At 70.5% G+C, this 23,849-nt stretch carries 22 protein-coding genes; 7 read left to right on the top strand and 15 right to left on the bottom strand.

Going from position 1 to position 23,849, the window contains the following annotated elements:
• Positions 1-18 precede the first annotated feature (18 nt).
• Both FHT38_RS08290 and FHT38_RS08285 read left to right on the top strand, forming a co-directional pair.
• Entirely contained in the window at positions 19-612 is a 594-nt protein-coding gene (locus FHT38_RS08290) for a sigma-70 family RNA polymerase sigma factor (protein ID WP_254783275.1), read from the top strand.
• Positions 613-711: 99 nt separating this feature from the next.
• A complete protein-coding gene (locus FHT38_RS08285) occupies positions 712-1,401 on the top strand; it encodes a ChrR family anti-sigma-E factor (RefSeq protein WP_183491193.1) in 690 nt (229 codons plus the stop codon).
• Here the strand turns inward: FHT38_RS08285 and FHT38_RS08280 are convergent.
• From FHT38_RS08280 to FHT38_RS08255, 6 genes are all read right to left on the bottom strand, one after another.
• Entirely contained in the window at positions 1,364-1,843 is a 480-nt protein-coding gene (locus tag FHT38_RS08280; protein ID WP_183491191.1) for a DUF2177 family protein, read from the bottom strand. The genes FHT38_RS08285 and FHT38_RS08280 overlap by 38 nt on opposite strands.
• Positions 1,844-1,865: 22 nt before the next feature.
• Positions 1,866-2,657, bottom strand: a complete 792-nt coding sequence (locus FHT38_RS08275; RefSeq protein WP_183491189.1) for a DUF6134 family protein — start codon at positions 2,655-2,657, stop codon at positions 1,866-1,868.
• 17 nt (positions 2,658-2,674) lie between these two features.
• Positions 2,675-3,484: a DUF1295 domain-containing protein gene (locus tag FHT38_RS08270; protein ID WP_183491187.1), complete on the bottom strand. Its 810-nt coding sequence runs from the start codon at positions 3,482-3,484 to the stop codon at positions 2,675-2,677.
• 14 nt (positions 3,485-3,498) lie between these two features.
• A complete protein-coding gene (locus tag FHT38_RS08265) occupies positions 3,499-4,560 on the bottom strand; it encodes a cyclopropane-fatty-acyl-phospholipid synthase family protein (protein ID WP_183479081.1) in 1,062 nt (353 codons plus the stop codon).
• A gap of 170 nt (positions 4,561-4,730) precedes the next feature.
• Entirely contained in the window at positions 4,731-6,953 is a 2,223-nt protein-coding gene (locus FHT38_RS08260) for a diguanylate cyclase domain-containing protein (protein WP_221213986.1), read from the bottom strand.
• Positions 6,954-7,111: 158 nt separating this feature from the next.
• Positions 7,112-7,540, bottom strand: coding sequence for a hypothetical protein (locus FHT38_RS08255; protein WP_183491182.1), 429 nt, complete (start codon positions 7,538-7,540; stop codon positions 7,112-7,114).
• A gap of 253 nt (positions 7,541-7,793) precedes the next feature.
• On the opposite strand from FHT38_RS08255, the gene ampC reads away from it, so the two are divergent.
• Complete coding sequence (ampC, locus tag FHT38_RS08250) at positions 7,794-8,972, top strand: class C beta-lactamase (RefSeq protein WP_183491180.1); 1,179 nt, start codon at positions 7,794-7,796, stop codon at positions 8,970-8,972.
• Positions 8,973-9,072: 100 nt separating this feature from the next.
• Here the strand turns inward: ampC and FHT38_RS08245 are convergent, their stop codons facing one another.
• Positions 9,073-9,477, bottom strand: coding sequence for a DUF5329 domain-containing protein (locus FHT38_RS08245; RefSeq protein ID WP_183491178.1), 405 nt, complete (start codon positions 9,475-9,477; stop codon positions 9,073-9,075).
• Positions 9,478-9,600: 123 nt separating this feature from the next.
• Here FHT38_RS08245 and chrA point away from each other — a divergent pair, with 123 nt between their 5' ends.
• On the top strand, positions 9,601-10,974 hold the full coding sequence (chrA, locus tag FHT38_RS08240; RefSeq protein ID WP_183491177.1) for a chromate efflux transporter: 1,374 nt from the start codon (positions 9,601-9,603) through the stop codon (positions 10,972-10,974).
• Here chrA and FHT38_RS08235 read toward each other — a convergent pair.
• Positions 10,919-11,392 (bottom strand): MerR family transcriptional regulator, encoded by a 474-nt coding sequence (locus FHT38_RS08235; protein WP_183479073.1) that lies wholly within the window; start codon positions 11,390-11,392, stop codon positions 10,919-10,921. The genes chrA and FHT38_RS08235 overlap by 56 nt on opposite strands.
• Positions 11,393-11,485: 93 nt before the next feature.
• Here FHT38_RS08235 and FHT38_RS08230 point away from each other — a divergent pair, with 93 nt between their 5' ends.
• The 3 genes from FHT38_RS08230 to FHT38_RS08220 all read left to right on the top strand — a co-directional run bounded on the left by FHT38_RS08230 (position 11,486) and on the right by FHT38_RS08220 (position 15,433).
• Complete coding sequence (locus FHT38_RS08230; protein ID WP_183491175.1) at positions 11,486-12,742, top strand: NADH:flavin oxidoreductase/NADH oxidase family protein; 1,257 nt, start codon at positions 11,486-11,488, stop codon at positions 12,740-12,742.
• 147 nt (positions 12,743-12,889) lie between these two features.
• Positions 12,890-14,317, top strand: a complete 1,428-nt coding sequence (locus FHT38_RS08225; protein ID WP_404935699.1) for a 3-deoxy-D-arabino-heptulosonate 7-phosphate synthase — start codon at positions 12,890-12,892, stop codon at positions 14,315-14,317.
• A 117-nt stretch (positions 14,318-14,434) separates the two neighbouring features.
• Entirely contained in the window at positions 14,435-15,433 is a 999-nt protein-coding gene (locus tag FHT38_RS08220; protein ID WP_183491173.1) for a 5'-nucleotidase, lipoprotein e(P4) family, read from the top strand.
• Between the two features lie 57 nt (positions 15,434-15,490).
• Here FHT38_RS08220 and ggt read toward each other — a convergent pair whose 3' ends face one another.
• From ggt to nuoL, 7 genes are all read right to left on the bottom strand, one after another.
• A complete protein-coding gene (gene ggt, locus FHT38_RS08215) occupies positions 15,491-17,110 on the bottom strand; it encodes a gamma-glutamyltransferase (RefSeq protein ID WP_255488768.1) in 1,620 nt (539 codons plus the stop codon).
• A gap of 196 nt (positions 17,111-17,306) precedes the next feature.
• On the bottom strand, positions 17,307-17,795 hold the full coding sequence (locus FHT38_RS08210; RefSeq protein ID WP_183491169.1) for a DUF1178 family protein: 489 nt from the start codon (positions 17,793-17,795) through the stop codon (positions 17,307-17,309).
• 12 nt (positions 17,796-17,807) lie between these two features.
• The gene (locus tag FHT38_RS08205; protein ID WP_183491167.1) at positions 17,808-18,467 is read right to left on the bottom strand and encodes an NUDIX domain-containing protein; all 660 of its coding nucleotides are present in this window, start codon (positions 18,465-18,467) and stop codon (positions 17,808-17,810) included.
• The gene (locus FHT38_RS08200) at positions 18,448-18,783 is read right to left on the bottom strand and encodes a DUF2818 family protein (RefSeq protein ID WP_091724290.1); all 336 of its coding nucleotides are present in this window, start codon (positions 18,781-18,783) and stop codon (positions 18,448-18,450) included. Before FHT38_RS08200 ends, FHT38_RS08205 begins: the two co-directional genes overlap by 20 nt.
• A 22-nt stretch (positions 18,784-18,805) precedes the next feature.
• Positions 18,806-20,287, bottom strand: a complete 1,482-nt coding sequence (nuoN, locus tag FHT38_RS08195) for an NADH-quinone oxidoreductase subunit NuoN (RefSeq protein ID WP_147240855.1) — start codon at positions 20,285-20,287, stop codon at positions 18,806-18,808.
• Between the two features lie 12 nt (positions 20,288-20,299).
• Positions 20,300-21,769 (bottom strand): NADH-quinone oxidoreductase subunit M, encoded by a 1,470-nt coding sequence (locus FHT38_RS08190; RefSeq protein ID WP_183491165.1) that lies wholly within the window; start codon positions 21,767-21,769, stop codon positions 20,300-20,302.
• An 18-nt stretch (positions 21,770-21,787) separates the two neighbouring features.
• The gene (gene nuoL / locus FHT38_RS08185; RefSeq protein ID WP_183491163.1) at positions 21,788-23,836 is read right to left on the bottom strand and encodes an NADH-quinone oxidoreductase subunit L; all 2,049 of its coding nucleotides are present in this window, start codon (positions 23,834-23,836) and stop codon (positions 21,788-21,790) included.
• Positions 23,837-23,849 lie beyond the last annotated feature (13 nt).

The raw sequence follows: 23,849 nt of genomic DNA, 5'->3' as shown, positions 1-23,849 counted from the left end.
TTGCCGAAAGCCCGCCACTTGAAGATCGTCCCGCTCGATCCGGACCGCCGGTCCGCGCCCCCGCCGTCCGAGCCGGACTGGGCGGCGCTGATGCGTCGCGTCGCCGAGCAGCACGATCGGGAGGCCTTCGGCCGGCTGTTCTCGCATTTCGCGCCGCGGCTCAAGAGCTACCTGATGCGCACCGGCAGCAGCGACGCCGCCGCCGAGGAACTGGCGCAGGACACGCTGGTGACGGTGTGGCGCAAGGCGGCGATGTTCGATCCGGCGCAGGCGGCGGTGTCGACCTGGATCTTCACCATCGGGCGCCGCCTGCGCATCGATGCCGCGCGGCGCCACCTGCTGGACGGCGCCGGCGACGAGTGTTTCGAGTTCGACCGCCTCCAGGCCGACCAGCCCGACGTGGCCGACCACGCCGACGCCGCGCGCCAGGGCCAGCGGATCCGGGAGGCGCTGTCGCGCCTGCCGCCGGAGCAGGCGCAGGTGCTGCGGCTGTCCTTCTACGAGGACGAACCGCATGCGCGGATCGCCTCGGAACTGGGATTGCCGCTGGGCACGGTGAAATCGCGCATCCGGCTGGCGGTGGCGCACCTGCGCCGGCTGCTGGATCCCTGAGCCGCCCGCGCGATCGCCTCGCCCCATCAATCACGCCACACCGTTCCCATCACGCCAGCCATCACCAATCACCGCCCTTCCCCTTCTGACCGCCTGACCATGCGCCCGCCCGACATCCACCATCACCCCGCCGACGAGCTGCTGCTGTCGCTGGCCGCGGGCACGCTGCCCACGGGCATCCGGCTGGTGACGGAAATCCATCTGGAGCTGTGCGCCGCCTGCCGCGAGCGGGTGGCGATGCTGCGGGCGGTGGGCGGGGCGCTGATCGAGGAGGAAGCGGCCGCGCCGATGCGGGACGACGCGCTGGCGCGGGCTTTCGCGCGGATCGACGCGATGGACGCGATCGAGGCCGTGGCCGGCGCGGACGGGGTGGCCGTTCCCCGCAAGGTACCGGCGCCGCCGCCACTGCCGACCGGTGCAGTGTGGCCTCGGGCGCTGGCCGACTGCAGCGCGACGCGCTGGCGCTGGATCGGCCCGGGCATGCGCTGGAGCAAGGTCAGCGTGCCCGGTGCGCCGCAGGCCAATGTCTTCCTGCTGCGCATCGGGCCCGGCAAGTACCTGCCGCCGCACACGCACCGCGGGACCGAGCTGACGCAGGTCATCTACGGCCGATTCCACGACGGGCGCGCGCTGTTCGGCCCGGGCGACTTCGACCTGGCCGACGGCGAGGTCCACCATCAGCCGGTGGTGCAGGAAGGCAGCGAATGCATCTGCGTGGCCGCCGTCGACGGCCGGCTGCACTTCGACGGCTTCATCGCCCGGTGGTTCGGGTCGCTCGTCGGGATGTGAGCGCGGCCGCCGCGAGGGCGGCGATGCCGGACGACACGCCGCTGACGACGGCGCCCCACGCCAGGTCGATGACGGTGATGAACCAGGGCCAGTCGCGCAGCGTGGCCTGGTTGGTGAAGTCGTAGGTCGCGTAGGCCAGGAAGCCGAAGCAGGCGCCCTGCGCGAACGCGAGCCGCGGACGGCCACCCCGCAGCGCGGGCGCGACCGCGAAATGCACCAGCCCGGCGACGAACAGCGGATAGAAGATCGCCACCGCGCGCCAGTCGACGGTGGCGGCCATCAGGTGACCGATGGCCGGCTGGTAGAGCGCGGCGGTCATGGTGCCGAGCCAGACGGCATCCATCGCCAGGAAGACGGCCAGCGTCGCGAGGTAGGCCAGCGGCCAGCGCCAGGCGGGCACGGCGGCAGGCAACGGGCGAGTCGTCGTGGTGGATGCGTTCATCGCGATCTCCTGGAGGGTTGGTTCACGGCAGCCGATAGCTCAGCACCCGTCCGCCCTTGACCACCGCATCGAGCCCGATCCAGCGGCCATCGGACCGATCTCGCCACAGCGTCAGCTGCTGGCGTTCCGCAGGCTTGCCGGCGGCGGCGGGTGGCGTGGCGGTGAGGCGCCAGCGCATCGCCTCGACCTCGCGGCCGGCCACCGCAAGCGAGGCATCGGGCAAGCGCTCGATGCGGACCTCGTCGATTTCGCCCGTCTGCGGATTCAGCAGGCGCTGCTGCCGCACCAGCGCCGGATGCCAGTAGGCGTAGCTCATCAGGCAGTCCGACTCGGCGACGGCCGATGCCGATGCCGATGTCGATGCCGACGGAGCCTGCGACGATGGCGATGCGGTCGACGGCCCTCGCGCATTGAAGGTCTTGTTGACCTCCACCGGCTTGCCGTCATCGTCGGTGCGGCTCTGGATCGCCTGCAGGCAATCACCGCGCCAGCGCTCGCTGGCCTCGTGGCGGTAGCGGAAGACCGTGAGGCCGAGCAGCTTCACGTCGAAGCGGGCGAGGCTCCGCACGGTACGGGCCCCGGGCTCGCCCTCGACGACGAAGCGATGGGTGCCGATCGGCTTGCCGTCGAGGCGGACTTCGAAGTCCCAGGCGCCGCTCGCGGTCGTGCGCGCGTCGGCCCCTCGAGGCGTGGGCGTCGCGACAGCGCCCGACGCCGACGCGCCGTCTGCGCCCGGCGTGCCGTCCGCGCCGATCGCAGCGCCGCCAATCCAGGCGGCCGCAAGGACGGCGACGCGCAGGCCGAGCCTCGGCATGAGCGTTCGGCCCGCCCTCATCGAGCGCCGCTCCGTTTCGGCGGCCACGGGATGAAGGCGCTGGTGCGGGCGATGTAGTCGCGATAGGCGGGACGCCGCTCACCGATGTCCTGCTCGAGCAGCGTCACGCCGCTGACCTTGAGCAGCAGCACCGTCATCAGCACCGGCGATGCGAGGCACCAGGCCGCGGTGGCCCCACCCGCTGACACGGCCATCAGCCCCAGCCCCCACCACACGCAGCTTTCGCCGAAGTAATTGGGATGCCGCGAATAGCGCCACAGCCCGCTGTCGAGCACGCGGTCGCGATGCCCCGGCGCGCGGCGGAAGCGGCTGAGCTGAGCGTCGGCGATCGTCTCGATGAGCAGGCCGCCCGCGGCCAGCGTGGCGCCGACGGTGTCCCAGGCGGACCACACCGACCGGCCGCCGCCGCTGGCCGCGAGCATCGGCCAGGACACGACCCAGCCGAGCACCGCCTGCAGCAGGAACACCAGCCACAGGCTCTTGAGCCCGAAGCCTGGCTGGTTGCGCGCGCGGATGGCCTGGTAGCGCGGGTCCTCGCCATGACCCCAGTTCCGCACGGTGACATGGACACCGAGCCGCAGCGCCCAGACCAGCGTGATCGCCAGCATCACCTGCGCCCGGGCATCACCGCCGAGGCTGACGACATAGCAGGCCGCCGGCGCGGTGATGAAAGCCGACCACACGCGGTCGGCCAGGCTCGCGTCGCGCCGCGTGAGGCTCACCAGCCAGGTGGGCAGCGCGATGGCGACGGCGATCGACAGGCCGATGCCGGCCGCGACGGCGAGTTCGACAGCGGAAGGCGCCATGTCCATCCCCGCCCTCAGCGCCGAGGCGCGAAGAGGTAGTGGCTGACCCACCACTGTTGCCCCTGGTCGTAGGCGAACAGTTCCTCGACGGACAGCAAGAAGAGCCGCCAGCGCTGCCACCACATGGAGGCGTCGGCGGGGCCGTAGACGCGCTCGAAGAGCGGCATCAGCTCGCCCCGGTGCGCATCCAGGCGCTCCAGCCAGGCCGCCGCGGTGCGCGCGTAATGGCGGCCGTCCCAGCGCCAGCGCTGCTGCAGCGCCAGGTCGTCCTGGCAGAGCAAGGCCAGGTCGTCGCTGGGCATCATGCCGCCGGAGAAGAAGTGCCGGCTCATCCAGTCGGTGTCATCGCGGACCTCGAAGGCATAGGGCGCCTCGCGATGCGCGAAGACATGCAGGAAGAAGCGGCCATCGTCGCGCAACCAGTTCGACACCTTGCGGAAGGCGCGCGGCCAGTTGCGCAGGTGCTCGAACATCTCGACCGACACGATCCGGTCGAAGCGCCGGTCGAACTGGCCGTCCTCGCCCCAGGACGAGAAGTCGGCCGTCTGCACCTGCAGGTTGCGCAGGCCCAGCCGCAGCGCCTGCGCTTCGATGAAGGCCCGCTGCGAGGCCGAGTTCGACACCGCCAGGATCTGCGCCGCCGGCAGGTGCTGCGCCATCCACAGGCTCAGCGAGCCCCAGCCGCAGCCCAGCTCCAGGATCGTCTGCCCGTCGGCGAGCCCGGCGCGCGCCGCGGTTTCCGCCAGCGCCGCCTCCTCGGCCGCCGCCAGCGTGTCGACGCCTTCTGGCCACCAGCAACAGCTGTACTTGCGCCGCGGTCCCAGCATGGCCTCGAACAGCGCGGGCGGCAGCTCGTAATGCTGCGCGTTGGCCTGCTCCGGCAGCACCGCCAGCGGCGCGGCGCGCAGCCCGGCCAGGAAGTCCTGCGTCAGCGCGGCCGCCGCCTCGGGGTCCTGGTGGTGCGCCTCGTCGAGCCGCAGGCGCAGCAGGCGCCGGATGCCCAGCCGCACCGCGGCCTCAGGCAGCAAGCCGCGCTCGGCGAGCCGGACGGCGATCGAGGAAATTGCAGGCGCCATGGCATGCCCTTCGGGGATTGGTCTGCCGCTTGTACGCCGGGCCGGACGACTTGGATCTCCGGTGCGCACGTGCGCGATGCCGGTTGGCGGGCCGTGTGGTCCAAGGCGACGGCCATCCCGCCGCCGGCCTGAGGCGCGGCGCCCACCACCGCCCGCTGGCCCTCCCCGCCTCAGCCCGCCACCACCCGTCCCTTGCCGTCGCGCTTGCCGCGCAGCATCTCGTGGTCCGCGCGCTCGATGAGTTCCTGCGCGCCGGTCGTGTCGTCGGGCGAGAACACCGCGACGCCGACGGTCGCGCCCACCGCGACGATCGCGCCGGAGCTCAGCGCCACCGGCTCGCCGATGGCGTCGACGACGCGTGCCAGCACCGGCCGCCAGTCGTCGCCGTCCACACAGGTCAGCACCAGCACGAACTCGTCCCCGCCCAGGCGCGCCGCCGTGTCCAGCGGCCGGATGTGGGCCAGCAGCCGCCTCGCCACCGTCTCCAGCAACTGGTCGCCGGCGTCGTGCCCGTGCTCGTCGTTGACGGCCTTGAAGCCGTCCAGGTCCAGGTAGCAGATCGCCACCCGCTTGCGTTCCCGCCGCGCCACCCCCAGCGCCTGCTCGATCCGGTCGTGCAGCAGCACCCGGTTGGGCAGCTGCGTCAGCGCGTCGTGGAAGGCCGCGTGCGCCAGGTGCTCATGCGCCGCCTTCATCGGCGTGATGTCGACCGCCATCGCGAAGATCTCGGTGACCGACAGCGGCGCCGCGCCGAAGTCCACCCACACCGCCTCGCCACCCTTGCTGCGCATCCGGATCTGCGACCGGTAGTGGCCGTGCTCCGCCAGCGCCGAATACACCTGCCGCCCGACCTCCTCGTACTGCGCGTCGTCCCAATAGAAGACCCGCGCCGGCGCGCCCTGCAGCTCGCCGGGCCCGTAGCCGAGGATGCGTTCCAGCGCGCGATTGCGCCAGGTGATGGTGCGGTGCTCGATCTTGGCCATGGCCACCAGGTCGCTGTCGAGCATCGCCGCCTGCTCGCGCTGCAGGCGCCGCGCCTGGGTGACGTCGCGCCCGGACGAGAACACGTAGAGCTCGCCACGGATCTCGGTGACGCTGAGCTGCAGCTCGACGTCGATCACCTGGCCGTCGTCCCGGCGATGCTGCACGTCCACGCGCTGCCGGTCGCCCGCCTTGATCTTCGCCAGCCAGGCATTGATCGCCGCCTCGTCCTGGTTGACGTCCCAGCTGCCGACGTGGCGCCCCATCAGCGAGGCGCGGGTGGACTTGAGCATCTCCGCGAAGGAGTCGCTCATCTCCACCAGCCGCCCTCGCCCGTCGATGATGTGGATCCCATCCGCCGAGACCCGCATCAGCGCCTGGATGCGCTTGCCCTGCTCGACCAGCGCCGTCATGGCCTGTTCCTCGCGGCGGTTGGCGCGCCGCACATGCCAGGTGGCGAGCGCCACCAGCAGCCAGGCCAGCGCCGCCAGGGACGCCACCGTCCAGGCCTGTTCCCGCCAGGGCTTGAAGAAGCGCTCGTTGTTCACGCCGGCGTAAACGACGAAGGGCCAGTGATCGAGCGCGCGGTAGGCGCTGGTGCGGTCGCGGCCGTCGATGCTCACCGTGGTGACCACGCTGCCCTGGCGGGGATTCGCCGCCAGCATCTCGCGCATCCGCGCCGAGACCTTGGTGTCGCCGACCTCGCCCTGCACCGGACTGCCCGGCGCGATGCGCGCGACCAGCCGCAGGTCGTCGCGGCGCAGCGTCATCGCGTCCAGCGGCGCCAGCTCGTAGCGCTCGAAGAGGTGGCGGAAGTGGTCGACGCCGACGCTCACGTAGAGGACGCCCGCGAAGCGGCCTCGCACGACCAGCGGCCGCACGAACGCCACCACCCAGTTGCCCGACACCCGCGAGACCAGCGGACCGGTCACCAGCGTCGCGGGCTCGGCCAGCGCGCGCGCCTGGAGGAAATAGTCGCGGTCATGGACGCGCGTCGGCGCGCCGGCGGGCAGGCGCGTGCCCCAGCGGACCTCGCCGCTGGCGTCGGCGGCGCGGAAGGCCTCGATGCCGTGCAGCAGGCCGAAGCGCGCATGCAGCACCTCGTTGAGCACCGCGTCGGGGGCACCGCCGGGCGCGGCCATCAGCCGCTCGAGCTCGGCGCCGGTGGCGCGCAACACCGCGTCCACGCGGCCGATCTCGGCCTCGACGTTGAGCTGTGCGACGGCGGCCAGGCCTTCGGCGACATCGCGCGCCTGCGTCGCATAGGTGCGATGGGACGCGTCCAGCACATGCCAGACCAGCGCCGCGAGCACGAGCGCGACGGTCAGGTTGGCGCCGACGAGCCAGGCCGTCATGCGACGCCGGCGTTTGGTGGCACCGTCGACAAGGAGTTGCGGATCGGTCAGCGGCATGGCTTGCGAAGCATCGGCTCCGGCGCGCCGGGCGGGGGCTGAGCCCTGTCCCGGCTGGTCTCCCTGCGAGGTGGCCGGTCCCTTGGTCGGCCTGAGGGCCAGTCTACTGAGCCCCGGCCCCGTGACGCGATGCCCGTAAACCCGGGAATGCGGGGGTGTTACAACCCCTCCATCGCCCGTTCCTGGGCCTTGTCCTTGAGCGTGCCGCCTTTGGGCGCGAGCAAGTCCCGCGCATTGGGGATGCCGGAGCCGGCCTGCTCGGGCGGCGGCGGGGCCTTGTAGGCCGGCATCACCGACACCGTGCCGCCCTTGACCTTCTGCTCGGCGCTGCCGCGCGGGCAGGCCTCGTTGGTGTAGAGCACCTGGCCGTCGACGACGCAGCGGCGCACGCCGCCCGGGGTCGGGGCCGAACCGCCACCGGCCCCGGGCGGCGTGTCGTTGCCGGTGCGCAGCTTCGGCAGCTCGACCTTGCCGGCCTGGCGCTCCAGCTGGCGCGTGGCATCGCGCAGGAACGGGATCTCGTCGCGCTTCTTCCAGCCGATGACGCCGAGCACCACGGCGACGACGATGAGCAGCACTGCCCGCATGAAATCTTCTCCCTGATGTCGCGCACTGCGGCGCGTTGGTTGGCGGCCGGTCCGCGCGGTGCGGCGGCTGCGCATGATATCGACGGCTCCGGTCACTGCGGCGCTGGCGCCGGCAATCCACATGACGCGCTGAACGGGCGTTACGGCCGCCCACCGTAACGCCGCTTGCAGCGCCGAGGCGCAGCGCGGACGCCTATCGTCCTGGATCCAGGCCGCGATCGGATCGCGGTCGCATTGCCAAGGGGCTCCATTGATGCAACTTTTCCTGCGCGCCGCACGCCGGCCGACGATCGCGACCCTGTGCGCCCTGGCGCTGACCGTCACCAGCGTCACCAGCGCCACCACGCAAGCACCCGATGCCGCCGCGATCCGCGCCTGGGTGGATGAGGCCATCCGCCCCGCCATGGCGCGTCACGACATCCCCGGCATGGCCGTCGGCGTGACGGTCGACGGTCGCTCCTACGTCTTCAGCTACGGCGTGGCCTCCCGCCAGTCGGGAGCGCCGGTCAACGATCGGACGCTCTTCGAGATCGGCTCGATCAGCAAGACCTTCACCGCGACCTTGGGCGCCCAGGCCGCGGCGGAGGGCCGCCTGTCGCTGTCCGACCATCCGGGCCGGACGCTCCCGGCGCTGCGCGGTCATCCGATCGATCGCGCGACGCTGCGGCAGCTCGCCACCTACTCGGCCGGGGGCCTGCCGCTGCAGATCCCGGAGGAGGTCGTCGACGAGGCCTCGATGCAGGGCTACCTCCAGCAGTGGCGGCCGGCCTTCGCGCCGGGAACGAAGCGGCAGTACTCGAACCCGAGCATCGGCCTGTTCGGCCGGGCCGTCGCTGGCGCGCTGGGGCGTGACTTCGCCACGGCGGTGGAGTCGGACCTGCTGCCCCGGCTCGGTCTGCGCGAAACCTTCATCCGGGTGCCCGCAGCCGCGATGGCCGACTACGCCTGGGGCCACGACCAGGCGCGGGCCGTGCGCGTGACGCCGGGCGTCTTCGATGCCGAGGCCTACGGGATCAAGACGACGGCGGCGGACCTGCTGCGCTTCGTGCGGCTCAACATCGACCCCAGCGGCCTGGCACCCAGCACGCGCCAGGCCATCGAGGGCACGCAGGTCGGGATGTTCCAGGTCGGGCCCATGACGCAGGGGCTCGGCTGGGAGCAGTACCCGTGGCCGGTCGCGCTGGATCGCCTGCAGGCGGGCAACGCGCTGGGCCGCGCGGTCAGCGAGGTGACGCCGATCGCGGCGACGCCGTCGGGGCCGCGCCTGTTCAACAAGACCGGCTCCACCCGCGGCTTCGGCGCGTACGCGGCGTTCGTGCCCGAGAAGCGCCTGGGCATCGTGCTCCTGGCCAATCGCAACTGGCCGATCCCGGACCGCGTGAACGCGGCCTGCGACATCTTGCGGAAGCTGGAGGAAGCGCCGGCCCATTGATCCAGAGCCCTGCTCAACGCGCCGTGGCCTGTGCGTGAGCAGCGCTGGCCAGCATCCTCTCGCGCCATCGCCCGAGAGCACCCGCTGAGCGATCGCCGTCCTAACGTGTCGGTGCCGGTGCCGACGCGCCCTTGGCCGCGGCGCGCACGGCGGCCAGTTCGCGCATGAGCCACGCCTTGCTCTCGACCGGCGAGGCGCCCGCACAACGCACCAGGTAAGGCTTGCCGCTCATGCTGCTCTTCGAGGCACCGAGCTCGATGAACTGTTCCGCTGTTTTCACGAGCTGCTTGTCCTCGAGGTAGGCGAGCTTGCGTTCCAGGTGCCGCTTCGCGTCGGACGCCGAGTGCCAATCGCCGTTGCGATTGAACTCGCAGGACGAGGCTTGCAGTCGCCCCAGCAAGGCGGTGACCTCGGCCTTCGCCGCCGAGGGCAGTGGATCGGCCCGGCCGGCGATCGGCGCGGCCAGCGCCAGGGCGAGGAGCATCGGGATCAGGGGAGTGCGCATGGGACAGGGGGTCGGGTCAGCGAGAGGCGGCGATCTTGCCACGCGACCCGCCTCGCGGACGGCGGGCTGAGGCACACTTCGCCGCCAACCCGTCGTCCCCCTCCAGCTGTCCGGCCCCCGCGCATGACCCGTCCGAACGATTCCACCGCCACGGTCGCTTCGCCCCCGGACCGCCCCGCCCCCGTCTCCTTCCGGGAAGCCTTCCTCTTCTGGCTGAAGCTGGGCTTCATCAGCTTCGGCGGCCCGGCCGGGCAGATCGCGATCATGCATGCCGAGCTGGTCGAGCGTCGCCGCTGGATCAGCGAGCGGCGCTTCCTGCATGCGCTCAACTACTGCATGCTGCTGCCCGGCCCCGAGGCCCAGCAGCTCGCCACCTACATCGGCTGGCTGATGCACCGTGGCTGGGGCGGCATCGTCGCCGGCGGACTCTTCGTGCTGCCGTCGCTGTTCATCCTCGTCGCGCTGTCGTGGATCTACGTCGCCTTCGGCACGCTGCCGGCGGTCGCGGGGATCTTCTACGGCATCAAGCCCGCGGTCACCGCGCTCGTGCTGCACGCGGCCCACCGCATCGGCCGCCGCGTGCTGCGCAACGGCTGGCTGTGGAGCATCGCGGTCGCGGCGCTGGTGGCGATCCTCCTGGACCTGCCCTTCCCGCTCATCGTGCTGGGCGCCGGGATCGCCGGCGCGATCGGCGCGCGCTTCGCGCCGCAGGTGTTCTCGCCCGGTGCCGCGCACGCCGCCGCGCAGGCCGGCTACGGCCCGGCGCTGATCGACGACGACACCCCGACGCCCCCGCACGCCCGCTTCACTCGCGCTCGCCTCGCCCGGGTGCTGATCGTGGGCCTGGGGCTGTGGCTCGCCGCGATGGGCGCCTTGATCGCCGTGTATGGGCTCGACGGCGCGTTCACGCAGATGGGGCTGTTCTTCACCAAGGCCGCGTTGATGACCTTCGGCGGCGCCTACGCGGTGCTGCCCTACGTCGTGCAGGGCGCCGTCGAGCACCACCACTGGGCCACCGGGCCGCAGATGATCGATGGCCTCGCGCTGGGCGAGACCACGCCGGGGCCGCTCATCATGGTGGTCGCCTTCGTCGGATTCCTGGGCGGATGGAAGGAACAGGTCTTCGGACCGGACGCGCTCTTCGCCGCCGGTGCCGCGGCGGCGACGCTGGTCACCTGCTTCACCTTCCTGCCCTCCTTCGTCTTCGTGCTGGCCGGCGGCCCGGTCATCGAGGCGACCCACGGCGACCTGCGCCTGACCGCGCCGCTGACCGCGATCACCGCGGCCGTGGTGGGCGTGATCGTCAACCTGGCGCTGTTCTTCGCCGGCCACGTGTTCTGGCCGCAGGGACTGGGCGGTCCCTTCGACGCCACGTCCGCGCTGATCGCCGCCGGCGCGGCCGTCGCGCTGTTCCGCTTCAAGTGGGGCGTGATCCCGCTGCTCAGCGCGTGCGGCGCGATCGGGCTCGCGCTGGCGCTGGCGATGCCGGCGGCGTGACGGCGGCGGCGTCGAGTGCCTCGCCCATCGACGCCAGGAAGCCTTCCCGGTCGAAGCACTGCCCCTGGGCCCAGTTCTCCTCGCAGGTCCGGCCCAGCCGCTCCAGCTCCGCATCCTGCGCGTCGAGTTCGGCGCGCATGCGGGCGATCTCCTCGCGCCGCCGCTTCAGGCTGGCCTGCACCAGTTCATGCGGCAGCCGGCCATCCACTTCCTGCGCCAGCGCCTGCCGGATGCCGTCGAGCGAGAAACCCAGACGCTGCGACAGCTGGATGAACTGCAGCCGCTGCAGCGTCTCCGGGCCGTACTCGCGATAACCGTTCAGGCCGCGCTCGCCCTCCGGCAACAGCCCGCTCGCTTCATAGAACCGGATCGCCGAGGGCTTGATCCCGAGCTGTTTCGCCAGTTCCCCAATCCGCATTCAAAACCCCTTGACCTTCAACTCAGCTTGAAGCTTACGCTGGCGGCCTTCTCCCTTTCAAACCGCCCCTTTTCTCCGGGCGTGTCCCTGTCCATGTCGATCGCTGCCTCCTCCGCCCTGCACTTGCCGCTGGTCCTGCCGAACGGCCAGACCTTGAAGAACCGCATCGCGAAGGCCGCGATGGAAGAGATGCTGGCGGAGCCCGGCCAAGTGCCCGGCGCCCACAGCCAGGCGCTCTACCGCCGCTGGGCCGAAGGCGGCGCCGGGCTGCTGATCACCGGCAACGTCATGGTCGCGCCCGACGCGCTGACCAGCCCCGGCGGCCTGGTGCTCGAGGCCGGCACGCCGCTGGACGCCTTCCGGGCCTGGGCCCGCGCCGCACAGGCCGGCGGCACCAAGGTCTGGATGCAGATCAACCACCCAGGCCGACAGGTGTTCGCGGCACTGGGCAATCCGGGTTACGCGCCGTCCGAGGTCGCGCTCGAGATGGGCAAGCACGGCAAGCTGTTCGCACCGGTCCGCGCGCTGACCGCCGCCGAGATCGGCGCCATCGTGCACCGCTTCGCCGACACCGCCCGCGCCGCGCGCGAGGCCGGCTTCGACGGCGTGCAGGTCCATGCCGCCCATGGCTACCTGCTGTCGCAGTTCCTGTCGCCGCTGGCCAACCGCCGCGACGATGGCTACGGCGGCCCGATCGCCCACCGCGCCCGCCTGCTCATCGAGGTCGTGCGCGCCGTCAAGGCCGCCGGTGGCCCCGGCTTCGCCATCTCGGTGAAGCTCAACAGCGCCGACTTCCAGCGCGGTGGCTTCGACGAGGCCGACGCTCGCGCGGTCGTCGAGATGCTGAACGCCGAAGGCATCGACCTGCTCGAACTGTCCGGCGGCAGCTACGAGAGCCCCGCGATGCAGGGCCGCACCGCCGACGGTCGCACGCTGGCGCGCGAGGCCTATTTCCTGGAGTTCGCGCAAGACCTGGCCCGGCACGCGCGCATGCCGGTGATGACGACCGGCGGCATCCGCCGGCGCGCCGTCGCCGAACGCGTGCTGGCGGGCGGGATCGCGGTGGTCGGGCTGGGCACCGCGCTCGCGTACGAGCCGGACCTGCCGACACGCTGGATCAAGGCCGAGGCGGTCGCCGAGCCCGTCACCGTGACCTGGAAGAACAAGGTGCTGGGCAGCCTCGCGACGATGGCGCTGGCACGGCGGCAGCTGGCGCGCATGGCCTCGGGCGCATCACCGTCGCGGCGCCTGTCGCCGCTGGTGACCTTGCTGATGGACCAGTGGCGCGCCTCGCGGCTCACGCGGCGCTATCGCGCCTGGCGGGCGGCCACGGCCGTGCCGCAGCGCTGATCGGAGCGACGGGGCCAGGCGCCCCACGGACCCGCAAGAGCCCGCACGGGTCCGCACGGGTCCGCACGGGAAGCATCGCGGCGCGCGAGCCGGACACAATGGCGGCCTCGACATCCTTCGCCGCCTGTTCGGCGCCTGCTCGTCGCCATGTCGTCTCCTTCGCCCCCTGTCCCTCCGACGCTCTCCCCGTCGCGCCCGGATCCGGCGCCACTCCCTCGGGAAATCACGGACCGGTTGCAGCGCGCCGCCCGCCGCTTCCGCGCACCGGCGCTACCGGACTCGCTGGCAGAGGCCCGGACCCACGGGACCGCGACCGCACTCGCCACCTCGATCGAGCGCGCGCGGCAGGCCCTGGGCGCCGGCTCGGCACCAGGCGACGACGTTCGCGCGCTGTTCCTCGACGCCCTCGCGCGGCACATCGCCGAGGCCATGCAGCCGGAGCACGGCGATGCCGCGCTCCAGGCGATGGTGCTGCGCCATCGCTCGCCCGCCGTGCGGGAGTTCGCCTCGCTCAATGCGCATGCGGAGGCGGACCGGCGGCAGATCCGTTCGGCGGCCAATGCGCTGGCCCATCCGGCGAAGCTGCAGGACCACCCCGCCGGCGAGATCCGGGACGGCTTGCAGCGCATGCGGCAGGCGAGCGCCGCGGCGGACTGGTCCGACGTCGACGACGAGATCATGGACCTCCTGGGCTTGCCCGAGGTGCAGGACGAGCCGGTGCTGTTTCGCAGCCTGGAGCGGATCGTCAGCGATGACGCGCTCAGGCGGCTTCTCCGGATCGAGGCGCTGGGCCAGCGGGACGAGGTGCAGCGATATCGCGCACTGTGGGCTCGGCAAGGCCCCGCGGCGGGCACCGGGCAGGCCGCCTCGGCCGGCAGCGACGCGCAGCGCCGCGGCGATGCCGTGGAAGCGCTTGCCGCGCAGGCGCTCGAGGTCCTGGCCGCGCGTCTGAATGCGGGAGAGGACCCGCCGCGCTACCGCGTGGCGACTTCCTTGAAGGTGCCGTCGTCGATCCCCGGCGATCCGCGGCGCGCCAAGAGCGAATGGGACGTGGCGCTGCTGCGGCGCCACGACGCCGGTACCTGGGACCTGCTCCTGCTGGTCGAGGCCAAGGCCTCGGCCGATGCCGCGACCACCGACCTGCCCCGGCTGCTGCGCGGCCTGCGACTGCTGGCGCAGGCGGACCCGCAGTCGACCTATGCCTTCGCCTCGCATCAAGGCGAGATCTCCTTGCGGGGCGCCTCGCTGCGCGCTCTGCCGACCGAGGAAGACGACCTGGCCCGCGCGGTGCTCTATTGCAGCGACGCGCCGGCCGAGCAGGCACCGCGGCTGCTCAGCGCCGCGAGCCGCATGCAGTTGCTGTCGGCGCCGGCGAGCCTGGACTTCGCCGACCGGCTCGAGCGCGGCGTCCCGGTGGAACCCCGCCAGCTCAAGGCGGTCTGGGACCAACTGCTGACGGCGCCCGCCTTCAAGCCGGTGCTGCGCCAGCATGCGACGCTGCGGACCGTGCGCGAGCTCATGCTCCATCCGAGCGACCTGATGGCGGTGGCCCAGGACACGCCGGACTCGACCTAGTCCACCGACCGTGCAGCCCGGCTGCGAAACAATCCCGCGATCCCGCAGCCCCGCCCTGCACCTCCGCACTCCCGCACTTCCGCGATCCCGCGTTTCCAACCGAGAGAACGACCCGCCATGCCCCGCGCCTTCCTGCCCTCCTTCGCCCGGCGACTGCCGAGCCGGTCGACCTGCCTGGCCGCCTTGAGCGGACTCGCCTGCCTGACCGGCCTGGCCGTGTCGCCCGCCGCCGTCGGCCAGCCGGTGATGGCGCGCGAGAACCTCAACGCCACGCTCTGGTTCCAGACCGCGGTCGAACGCCAGGCCGCCACGCTGGCGGTCTACCGCGCCGCGACGGCCCGGCTGGGCGCGGCGCGTCGGGCCACGCGCGAGACAGCCTCGCTGGAACAGGCCGCGCAGGGCGGCTTCTCGCGCAAGCCGCCGGCCATCGTGCTGGACGTGGACGAGACCGTGCTCGACAACTCGCCCTATGAGGCCTGGCAGATCCGCGACGGTCGCAGCTACGAGGAAAGCAGCTGGGCCGCCTGGGTGGCCAGCGCCCAGGCCGCCGCCATTCCCGGCGCGCCCGAGTTCATCGCACGGGCGCGCGCGACCGGCTTCCGGGTCGTCTTCATCACCAACCGGCGTTGCCCGGCCGACGGCCCCTTCGGCCCGGACGGCCTCCACGCCGCCTGCCCGCAGAAGGCGCAGACGATCGCCAACCTGAGCCGCGTGCTCGGCCATGCGGTCGCGCCCGCCGACGTGATGCTGCGCGGCGAGCGCGCGGAATGGGCAGCCTCGGACAAGACGCCGCGCCGGGAGGCCGTCGCGCGCACGCACCGCATCGCGATGCTGGTCGGCGACGACCTCAACGACTTCGTCCCGCGCGCCCGCTACGTCGAGCAGGACCACGCCGCGCGCTGGGGCACGACCTGGGTCCCGATTCCCAATCCGACCTATGGCTCCTGGGGCGATGCGCTGTCGCTCACCCAGCGCTACGCGGCCTTGAAGCCGTGGGCCGGTCCCGCAGCCGCCGAGCCCGCTACGGCAGGCACAACGGGCTCAGCGGGCACGGCGAACTCAGCGGGGACTGCGGCCGCGGCAGCCGCGGCGGCTTCCGCCGCCTCGGCTCAATAGCCGGATTCGATCCCCGGGCTCGATACCCGGGTTCGATGCCCGCCCCGACAACCGCGCTCAATAACCGGCGGCCAGCCCCGTATTGCGGCGCGGATCATTCGCGCCGTAGAACCGGTTGTTGCCCACCGGTTTCCCGTTCAGCGACGGCGCGCCGACGATGATCGCCGCCAGGTGGTTGGCCGGATGCGGCGCGCCCAGCTTGTGGCCCATGCCCTCGAGGATCCGGCGCGTGTCCGGCGACAGCGTGTAGGGCTCCACGTTCGTCAGGTCCGGCATCCACTGGTGGTGGAAGCGCGGCGCGTCCACCGCCTCCTGGACGTTCATGTCGTAGTCGATCGCGTTGATCATCGTCTGCAGCACCGCCGTGATGATGCGGCTGCCGCCCGGCGTGCCCACCACCATCACCGGCTTGCCGTCCTTGGTCACGATCGTCGGGCTCATCGAGGACAGCGGCCGCTTGCCCGGAGCGATCGCATTGGCCTCGCCCTGCACCAGGCCGTACATGTTGGGCACGCCCACCTTGGAGGTGAAGTCGTCCATCTCGTTGTTGAGCAGCACGCCGGTCTTCGCGGCGGTGACCTTGGCGCCGAACCAGTCGTTCAGCGTGTAGGTCACCGACACCGCGTTGCCCCACTTGTCGGCGATGGAGTAATGCGTGGTGTTGCTGCCCTCATGCGGCGGCACGCCCGGCTTGAGGTCCTGCGACACCCCGGCCTTGGCCGGATCGATCGCGGCGCGGATCTTGGCCGCGTAGTCCTTGTCCAGCAGCCGCTGCAGCGGGTTCTTCACGAAGTCCGGATCGCCGAGGGTGCTGTTGCGGTCGACGTAGGCATGCCGCATCGCCTCGATCTGGTAATGCACGCCCTGCGCCGAGCCCCAGCCCAGCTGCCGCAGCGGATAGCCCTCCAGGATGTTGAGCATCTCGCAGATGATCACGCCGCCCGAACTCGGCGGCGGCGCCGACACCACGTGGTAGCCGCGGTAGTCGCACTCGACCGGCGCCAGCTCGCGCGTGCGGTACTGGTCCAGGTCGGCCTGCGTCAGGATGCCCTTGCCGGCCTGGCTCGACTCGACCAGCGCCTTCGCCACCCAGCCCTTGTAGAAGCCGTCGGTGCCCCTGGCCGAGACCTCGCGCAGCGTCTTCGCCAGGTCCTTCTGCACCAGCTTGTCGCCGGGCTGGAAGGCCTTGCCCTTGTTCAGGAAGATCGCCGCGGACGCGGGATCGGCCTCGAAGTCCTTGGTCGCCGTCTGGAACATGTCGACGTCGCCCTGGTCCAGCGCGAAGCCGCGGTCCGCCAGCGCGACCGCCGGCGCGATCAGCGTCTGGCGCTTCATCGTCCCGTACTTCTCGCGCGCGTACTCGAGGCCCGACACCGTGCCGGGCACGCCCACCGCCAGGTGGCCGTGGGTGCTCAGGCCCTTGACGACGTTGCCGTCCTTGTCCAGGTACATGTTGGCCGTGGCGGCCAGCGGCGCCTTCTCGCGGAAGTCCAGGAAGGTCTTGCGACCGTCGGCGAGCTGGATGGTCATGAAGCCGCCGCCCCCCAGGTTGCCCGCAGCCGGGTACACCACCGCCAGCGCATACCCCACCGCCACCGCGGCGTCGACGGCATTGCCACCGTCCTTCAGCACGTCGACGCCGACGCGCGTGGCCAGGTGCTGCGCCGTCACCACCATCCCGTTGGGCGCGGCCACCGGCGCGGCGGAGGCCGCATACGACGGCGCGACCGGCGCGAACGCGAACGACGCGGTCGCCGCCGCGGCGCAGACAAGCAATCGGAAAGTCTTCATGAACCTGATTCCTCAACAGATGCGACCGCGCGATTCGACACCGGCCCCGGCATCGCCCGCAATCCCACGAGGCGTCAGGTCGTTACTGGAGAGGGTCTTTCAGCGCGTCGGGCACCGGCAGTGCGACGATGTCGATGCCTTCGTCCGCCAGTTCACGCGCCTCGTCGGGCGTGGCGCGACCGCGGATGCCGCGCTCCTGGGCCTCGCCGTAATGGATGCGGCGGGCCTCGGTGGCGAAGCGGTCGCCGACGTCCTCGGTGTTGGCCATCAGCGTGCGCACCGCCTGGATCACCTGCTTCTGCAGCTCGGCGGCGATCACCGGCGCGCCGGGCGGCAGCACCGGTGCGGTGGGCTCGGGGGACGGCGCCGCCGGCGCGCGCGGCCGGGCCGGCGCAGGCTCGGCAGCGGAGAGGTTCAACCGCGGGGCGCTCGGCATCTTGCGCACCTTGGCGCTGTTGCACAGCGGGCAGCTCAGCAGGCCGCGCTGCTGCTGCGATTCGAAGTCGTTGGCCGACGCGAACCAGCCTTCGAAGGAATGGCCTGTCTCGCAGGCCAGGTTCAGGACCAGCATGATGGGCCGATGCTAGCGGCTCGCCGCCCCGGCCGCCGGCATCCAGTCCAAAGGCCATGCGCCGGCGCGCCAGCGCTGCAGCCACAGCAGGCAGGTCAGGGTCTTGGCGTCGGTGACGCGGCCGTCGAAGGCCATGCGGTCCAGCTCGTCCTCGCCCACGGCCAGCAGGTCGAGGAACTCCTCGTCGTCCAAGCGGCGCTCGCCGGCAACCAGCCCGCGCGCGAAGAAGACCTCGATGCGCTCGTCCGAATAGGCGATCGCGTTGTGCATCACGCCGGCGTAGGCCCACTCGCGCGCGGTGTAGCCGGTCTCCTCGACCAGCTCGCGCATCGCGCAGCGCAGCGGGGGTTCCAGCGGATCCAGCTTGCCGGCGGGGAACTCCAGCACCACGCGGCCCATCGGGTAGCGGTACTGGCGCTCGAGCAGCACGCGGCCGTCGTCCAGCAGCGGCACGATCACGGCGGCGCCGGGATGGCGGATGTACTCGCGCGTCGCTTCGCGGCCGTTGGGCAGCGCGATGCGGTCGCGCTTGGCATGAAGGAAGTTGCCCCGCAGGATCCAGTCGGAACTCAGCGGGGTCTCGCGCAGATGGGGATCGGCGTCGGTCGCCGGGGGAATGCCGACCACGCCGTCGGCATCGGGTCGAAGGGCCTCAGGCAGCTTCTTCGTCATCGAACTCTCGCACCTTGGACCGCGAACGGCGCAGGTAGCGCCACACGAAGCCCGGGAATCCCAGCGTCACGAACAGCGCCAGCGCCGCCGCGTAGAACTCCCAGCCCTGCGGCGCGCGCTGACCCAGCCGGGCCTCCAGCCCGAAGCCGACGGCCAGCGTCGCCAGCGCCAGCAGGAAGAGTTCCAGCAGCCGCCAGCCGGCGGCCTTGGGATCGCGGCGCGGCCCGACGAGCAGGATGCGCGAACTGAGGTAAGGCAGGTTGGCCGCGACCAGCGCGACCACCAGCACCACCCACACCGAAGCGCCCTGCTCCATCCCGGGTCCGCTCAGCGCGCGCTCAGTGCGCCAGCGCGCGGGTCACGGCCTGGCCGCACAGCGCCAGCAGGCCGCCGGGCAGCAGGCCGAAGGCCAGCACCGCGATGCCGTTGAGCGACATCACCAGGCGCGCGTCGGCCGGGGCGTTCAGCGGGGCGTGGTCGGTCGGTTCATCGAAGAACATGACCTTCACGACACGCAGGTAGTAGAACGCGCCGATCAGCGACAGCACCACCGCCACCACCGCCAGCCACAGGTAGAGCGACTGGCCGGTCGTGACCATCGCCTGCAGCACGGCCAGCTTGCCGTAGAAGCCCACCGTCGGCGGAATGCCGGTCAGCGAGAACATGTAGATCGCCATCACCAGCGCATACCAGGGGCTGCGCTTGAACAGGCCAGCCAGGTCGCTGATCTGCTCGGACTCGAAACCCTGGCGCGCCAGCAGCATGATCAGGCCGAAGCTGCCCAGCGTCGTCAGCACGTAGGTGATCGCGTAGAACATCGCCGAGCTGTAGGCATTCAGCGCATGGTTGTCCGGCTGGCCGTTCACCACGCCCGAGGCCAGACCCAGCACGACGAAGCCCATCTGCGAGATCGTCGAGTACGCCAGCATCCGCTTCAGGTTGCTCTGCGCGATCGCGGCCAGGTTGCCCACCACCAGCGAGGCCACCGCCATCACCAGCAGCATCTGCTGCCAGTCCGTGGCCAGCGGCAGCATGCCCTCCACCAGCAGGCGCAGCGCGATGCCCAGCGCGGCCAGCTTGGGCGCGCCGCCGATCAGCAGCGTCGCGGCGGTCGGCGCGCCCTGGTAGACGTCCGGCACCCACATGTGGAACGGCGCGGCGCCCAGCTTGAAGCCCAGGCCGGCGACGACGAACACCACGCCCAGCACCAGCACGCCCTTGTTGACCGTGCCGCTGGAGATGACCTCGAACACGCGCGGGATCGACAGCGAACCGGTGGCGCCGTACATCATCGACAGGCCGTACAGCAGGAAGCCCGAGGCCAGCGCGCCCAGCACGAAGTACTTCATCGCGGCTTCGGTCGAGATGGTGTGGTCGCGGCGCAGCGCGGTCAGCGCGTACAGCGACAGGCTCATCAGCTCCAGGCCGAGGTAGATCGACAGGAAGTTGTTGGACGCCACCATCACGTTCACGCCCAGCAGCGCCAGCAGGCTCAGGGTGAACAGCTCGCCCTTGAGCATCTCGCGCGACTCGGCGTAGGGACGCGCATAGACCAGCGTGATGATCAGCGCCAGCGCACTGACGCCGCTGAGCAGGTGGCTCAGCGGATCGACGACCAGCAGGCCCTGCATCGCCTCGGCCGGCGCGTTGCCCATCGCGGCGAAGTGCATCGCGCCCACCACCGCCAGGCTCAGCTGCGTCAGCCAGTAGGTCGGCGTGCGGCGCGGGTCGGTGACGAACAGGTCCACCAGCGCGACCACGCAGGCCAGCACCAGCAGCAGGATTTCGGGATAGACCGCGACCCAGTTCATGTCATTCATTGTGTTGGGCCCTTATTGGAGCTTGGACACCGCGACGTGCTTGAGCAGCGCGTCGACGGATGGGTGCATCACGTCGGTGAACGGCTTCGGATACACGCCCATGTAGAGCGTCGCGATCGCCAGCACGCCCAGCATCAGGAACTCGCGGCCGTTGATGTCGGTCAGGTTGCGGACGTTGTCGTTGGTCACCGCGCCGAAGTAGACGCGCTTGATCATCCACAGCGTGTAGGCCGCGCCGAAGATCAGCGCCGTGGCCGCCAGCAGGCCGATCCAGAAGTTGTGCTGCACCGAGCCCAGGATCACCATCCACTCGCCCACGAAGCCCGCGGTCGCCGGCAGGCCGCAGTTGGCCATGCCGAAGAACACCGCCAGCGCCGCGAACTTGGGCATCGTGTTGACGACGCCGCCGTAGTCGGCGATCTCACGCGAATGCACGCGGTCGTAGAGCACGCCGATGCACAGGAACATCGCGCCCGAGACGAAGCCGTGCGAGATCATCTGCACCAGGCCGCCGGAGATGCCCAGCTCGTTGAAGATGAAGAAGCCCAAGGTCACGAAGCCCATGTGGGCGACCGACGAATAGGCCACCAGCTTCTTCATGTCGCGCTGGACCATGGCCACCAGGCCGATGTAGATCACCGCGATCAGCGACAGGCCGATGATGAACCAGTCGTAGTGACGGGCCGCGTCAGGCGCGATCGGCAGCGAGAAGCGCAGGAAGCCGTAGGCGCCCAGCTTCAGCATGATGGCCGCCAGCACCACCGAGCCGCCGGTCGGCGCCTCCACGTGCGCGTCCGGCAACCACGTGTGCACCGGCCACATCGGCACCTTCACCGCGAAGGCCGCGAAGAAGGCGAAGAACAGCAGCGACTGCGCCGACATCGGCAGCGGTAGCTTGTGCCAGTCCAGGATCTCGAAGCTGCCCGACTGGCTGTACAGGTAGAGCAGCGCGATCAGCATCAGCAGCGAGCCGGCCAGCGTGTACAGGAAGAACTTGAAGGCCGCGTACACGCGCCGAGGTCCGCCCCAGACGCCGATGATGATGTACATCGGGATCAGCGTGGCCTCGAAGAACACGTAGAACAGCATGCCGTCCAGCGCGCAGAACACGCCGATCATCAGGCCCGACAGGATCAGGAAGGCGCCCATGTACTGGTGCACCCGCGTCTCGATCACTTCCCAGGCCGCGATCACCACGATGATCGAGATGAAGGCCGTCAGCGGCACGAACCACATCGAGATGCCATCCACGCCCAGGTGGTAGTGGATGTTGAAGCGCTCGATCCAGGACGCGTTCTCGACGAACTGCATCGCGGCGGTCGAGGTGTCGAAGCCAGTGATCAGCGGCAGCGTCACCAGGAAGGAGGCGACCGACGCGACCAGTGCCATCCAGCGCACCGCGCCGGCGTTGTTGTCGCGTCCGAGCGCGAGCAGCAGGCCACCGCAGACGATGGGCAGCCAGATGGAGAGACTCAGCAACATTCTTATTCTCCGCCCGCGTCACAGACCCAGCAGGGCCTTGAATTGGGGCCACATGGAAGGCCACAGCTGCCAGGTCATCAGACCCACGACACCCAGGATCATGACCAGCGCATACCAGTACAGGTGGCCGGTCTGGATCAGGCGCACCAGGCCGGCGATGCCGCCCACCGTGCGCGCGGAGCCGTTGATCAGGACGCCGTCGATGACGCCCTGGTCGCCGGCCTTCCACAGGCCGGTGCCGAGGGCGCGGGCCGCGCGGGCCAGCACGTTCTCGTTGAACCAGTCCATGTAGTACTTGTTCTCGAGGATCGTCACGATCGGGCGGAAGGTGCGCGCGATCGCGGCCGGGATCGCCGGGCTGATCATGTAGAACCAGTAGGAGACGGCCACGCCGGCCACGGCAAGCCACAGCGGCAGCGTCTGCAGGCTGTGCAGCGCCATCGCGAAGGCACCGTGGAACTCCTCGGCCAGCTCGTGCATCGCGTGGTGGAGCTCGTGGTTCACGACGATCGCGTCCTTGAAGAACTCGCCGTGCACCATCGGGCCGATCGTCAGGTAGCCGATCACCACCGACGGGATCGCCAGCAGGATCAGCGGCACCGTCACCACCCAGGGCGACTCGTGCGGCGTGTGGTCATGCCCGTGGCCGTGGTCGTCGTGGTGGTCGTGCTCGCCCGGGAAGGGCTTGTGGTGGAAGTGCTCCTTGCCGTGGAAGACCAGGAAGTACATCCGGAAGCTGTAGAACGCCGTCACGAAGACGCCGGCCACCACCGCGAAGTAGGCGAAGCCCGCGCCCGGCAGGTGCGAGGCATGGACCGCCTCGATGATCGAGTCCTTCGAGTAGAAGCCCGAGAAGAACGGCGTGCCGATCAGCGCCAGCGAGCCCAGCAGCGAGGTGATCCAGGTGATGGGCATGTACTTGCGCAGGCCGCCCATGTTGCGGATGTCCTGGTCATGGTGCATGCCGATGATCACCGAGCCCGCGCCCAGGAACAGCAGCGCCTTGAAGAACGCGTGCGTCATCAGGTGGAACACGGCGACCGAGTAGGCCGAGGCGCCCAGCGCCACCGTCATGTAGCCCAGCTGCGACAGCGTGGAATACGCGACCACGCGCTTGATGTCGTTCTGGATGATGCCCAGGAAGCCCATGAACAGCGCGGTGATCGCGCCGATGATCATGACGAAGTTCAGCGCGGTGTCCGACAGCTCGAACAGCGGGCTGAAGCGCGACACCATGAAGATGCCGGCCGTCACCATGGTCGCCGCGTGGATCAGCGCCGAGATCGGGGTCGGGCCTTCCATCGAGTCCGGCAGCCAGACGTGCAGCGGGAACTGCGCCGACTTGCCCATCGCGCCGATGAACAGGCAGATGCAGGCCACGCTCAGCATCATCCAGGGCTCGCCGCCGAAGGGGTTGGCGAAGCCGATCCTGGCCAGCTCGGCCGACTTGGCGAAGGTCTCGGTGTAATTCAGCGAGCCGCCGTAGGCCACCAGCAGGCCGATGCCCAGGATGAAGCCGAAGTCGCCGACCCGGTTCACCAGGAAGGCCTTCATGTTGGCGAAGATCGCCGTCGGCTTCGTGTACCAGAAGCCGATCAGCAGGTAGGACACCAGGCCCACCGCTTCCCAGCCGAAGAACAGCTGCAGCATGTTGTTGGACATCACCAGCATCAGCATGCTGAAGGTGAACAACGAGATGTAGCTGAAGAAGCGCTGGTAGCCGGGGTCTTCCTCCATGTAGCCGATGGTGTAGATGTGCACCATCAGCGAGACGAAGGTCACCACGCACATCATCATCGCGGACAGGCCGTCGATCATGAAGCCGACTTCCATCTTCAGGCCGCCCAGCACCATCCATTCGTAGACGGTCTGGTTGAAGCGCGCGCCGTCGAGCACCGCGCTCAGCGTCATCGCCGAGAGGATGAAGGCGATCAGCACGCCCAGGATGGTGACGACGTGGGCGCCGCGGCGGCCCACCTGCTTGCCGAACAGGCCCGCCACGATGGCGCCCGCCAGCGGGGCCAGCGGCACCGCCAGCAGCAGGTTCTGGGAGAGTGTTGCAGACATTGTTTTTCTCGCT

Source organism: Mitsuaria sp. BK041 (genome assembly GCF_014193085.1).
Lineage (GTDB): Bacteria > Pseudomonadota > Gammaproteobacteria > Burkholderiales > Burkholderiaceae_C > Roseateles.
The sequence above is the reverse complement of the archived record's forward strand: the minus strand, read 5'-3'. Positions and strand labels throughout refer to the sequence as shown.

Bases quoted from the DNA above. Each gene is read 5' to 3' on its own strand.
- FHT38_RS08285 (WP_183491193.1), top strand. From the start codon at position 712: ATGCGCCCGCCCGACATCCACCATCACCCCGCCGACGAGCTGCTGCTG.
- FHT38_RS08280 (WP_183491191.1), bottom strand. From the start codon at position 1,843: ATGAACGCATCCACCACGACGACTCGCCCGTTGCCTGCCGCCGTGCCC.
- FHT38_RS08275 (WP_183491189.1), bottom strand. From the start codon at position 2,657: ATGCCGAGGCTCGGCCTGCGCGTCGCCGTCCTTGCGGCCGCCTGGATT.
- FHT38_RS08270 (WP_183491187.1), bottom strand. From the start codon at position 3,484: ATGGCGCCTTCCGCTGTCGAACTCGCCGTCGCGGCCGGCATCGGCCTG.
- FHT38_RS08265 (WP_183479081.1), bottom strand. From the start codon at position 4,560: ATGGCGCCTGCAATTTCCTCGATCGCCGTCCGGCTCGCCGAGCGCGGC.
- FHT38_RS08260 (WP_221213986.1), bottom strand. From the start codon at position 6,953: ATGCCGCTGACCGATCCGCAACTCCTTGTCGACGGTGCCACCAAACGC.
- FHT38_RS08255 (WP_183491182.1), bottom strand. From the start codon at position 7,540: ATGCGGGCAGTGCTGCTCATCGTCGTCGCCGTGGTGCTCGGCGTCATC.
- ampC (WP_183491180.1), top strand. From the start codon at position 7,794: ATGCAACTTTTCCTGCGCGCCGCACGCCGGCCGACGATCGCGACCCTG.
- FHT38_RS08245 (WP_183491178.1), bottom strand. From the start codon at position 9,477: ATGCGCACTCCCCTGATCCCGATGCTCCTCGCCCTGGCGCTGGCCGCG.
- chrA (WP_183491177.1), top strand. From the start codon at position 9,601: ATGACCCGTCCGAACGATTCCACCGCCACGGTCGCTTCGCCCCCGGAC.
- FHT38_RS08235 (WP_183479073.1), bottom strand. From the start codon at position 11,392: ATGCGGATTGGGGAACTGGCGAAACAGCTCGGGATCAAGCCCTCGGCG.
- FHT38_RS08230 (WP_183491175.1), top strand. From the start codon at position 11,486: ATGTCGATCGCTGCCTCCTCCGCCCTGCACTTGCCGCTGGTCCTGCCG.
- FHT38_RS08225 (WP_404935699.1), top strand. From the start codon at position 12,890: ATGTCGTCTCCTTCGCCCCCTGTCCCTCCGACGCTCTCCCCGTCGCGC.
- FHT38_RS08220 (WP_183491173.1), top strand. From the start codon at position 14,435: ATGCCCCGCGCCTTCCTGCCCTCCTTCGCCCGGCGACTGCCGAGCCGG.
- ggt (WP_255488768.1), bottom strand. From the start codon at position 17,110: ATGGTGGTGACGGCGCAGCACCTGGCCACGCGCGTCGGCGTCGACGTG.
- FHT38_RS08210 (WP_183491169.1), bottom strand. From the start codon at position 17,795: ATGCTGGTCCTGAACCTGGCCTGCGAGACAGGCCATTCCTTCGAAGGC.
- FHT38_RS08205 (WP_183491167.1), bottom strand. From the start codon at position 18,467: ATGACGAAGAAGCTGCCTGAGGCCCTTCGACCCGATGCCGACGGCGTG.
- FHT38_RS08200 (WP_091724290.1), bottom strand. From the start codon at position 18,783: ATGGAGCAGGGCGCTTCGGTGTGGGTGGTGCTGGTGGTCGCGCTGGTC.
- nuoN (WP_147240855.1), bottom strand. From the start codon at position 20,287: ATGAATGACATGAACTGGGTCGCGGTCTATCCCGAAATCCTGCTGCTG.
- FHT38_RS08190 (WP_183491165.1), bottom strand. From the start codon at position 21,769: ATGTTGCTGAGTCTCTCCATCTGGCTGCCCATCGTCTGCGGTGGCCTG.
- nuoL (WP_183491163.1), bottom strand. From the start codon at position 23,836: ATGTCTGCAACACTCTCCCAGAACCTGCTGCTGGCGGTGCCGCTGGCC.